The sequence below is a fragment of the Virgibacillus sp. JSM 102003 genome, from assembly GCF_041949995.1.
In the GTDB taxonomy this organism is placed as follows: Bacteria; Bacillota; Bacilli; order Bacillales; family Amphibacillaceae; genus Lentibacillus.
Genome location: NZ_JBHFQH010000036.1, coordinates 1 through 1,083, shown reverse-complemented (window position 1 = coordinate 1,083; position 1,083 = coordinate 1). Strand labels below are relative to the sequence as shown.

Here is a 1,083-nt window from a genome sequence, read left to right as displayed (position 1 = left end):
ATAAAGGAGATTTCTTATGGATAACACTAGTATAACAAATCAATCTGTTTTACGTAAATGTTTATCTTTATTACCTTTTGACTCCTTCTCTTCATATTTTCTTGATTGGGGAGTCATAAAGCTTACAACACCTAATCTAATGCGGATTTGCGTTGCTTCTCAGCTGGGAAAGTGGGACTCTTTTTCTCAAATAGAGGAACAAGTACGGGCAAGAAACGATTCGAAAAACCTTTTTGGTGTCGCCGAAATTAGTGGATCGCAGCTTTCACGCCGTTTGAATGCTTTACCTTCTACGTTTGCCCAAGATTTATTTTTAGAGTCAGTGAAGAAACTTCAGGAGGTTACCAGTGAAAAAAATGGCCACCCATTGTTTGGAAAGCTTCATGTGGTTGATGCATCCTGTCTTCACTTAGGACCTACTTTTGGAAAATGGGCCTATGTAACGGGCAATCGAAATCAAGTAAAACTTCACACTCGTCTGGTCGTGGCTTCGCCAGACGAAGCCTTTCCTGATAAGGTTATTCCTTCAACAGGAAATGTGGATGAACGGGAAGTTGTGATGCAATTGGTAACAGATCCAGATGCGACTTACTTATTTGATCGTGGTTATGTGGACTACGCAAAAATGGATGAATGGATGGATAAGAAAGTTCTTTTTGCGGTTCGTATTAATGATATCCACAAAACCACAATTCTTGAGAATTACGAAACACAAGGTGAAAAGATTCTCAAGGATGCCAAAGTCGTTATGGGCAGTAAACCAATGAAGCATCCTGTTCGTTTAGTTGAATTTAAGGATGAAGAAGGTCGCAAGTACAGAATTGTAACAAGTCGCTGGGATTTAAGTGCAGAAGAAGTTGCAGAGTTGTACAGGTGCCGTTGGATGGTTGAATTATTTTTTAAATGGATTAAACAGCACCTGCGACTCGTTAAACTTCAAAGCACGAAGCCTCAGGGTATTTGGAATCAAATATTTTTTGCCATGACAGCGTATTGTCTGGCTTTATATGTCCAAATCACAGAGGAAACCAAAAAAAGTGCTTGGCAAACATTGGAGCTTCTCCGCATTTATGCCGAACGATC

Annotated in this window: 1 protein-coding gene; it reads left to right on the top strand. The window is 39.9% G+C overall.

What is annotated here, in order from left to right:
• Positions 1–16 precede the first annotated feature (16 nt).
• Positions 17–1,083: IS4 family transposase (locus ACE1TG_RS19720; RefSeq protein ID WP_375054089.1), on the top strand; the 1,067-nt coding region annotated here is incomplete at its 3' end.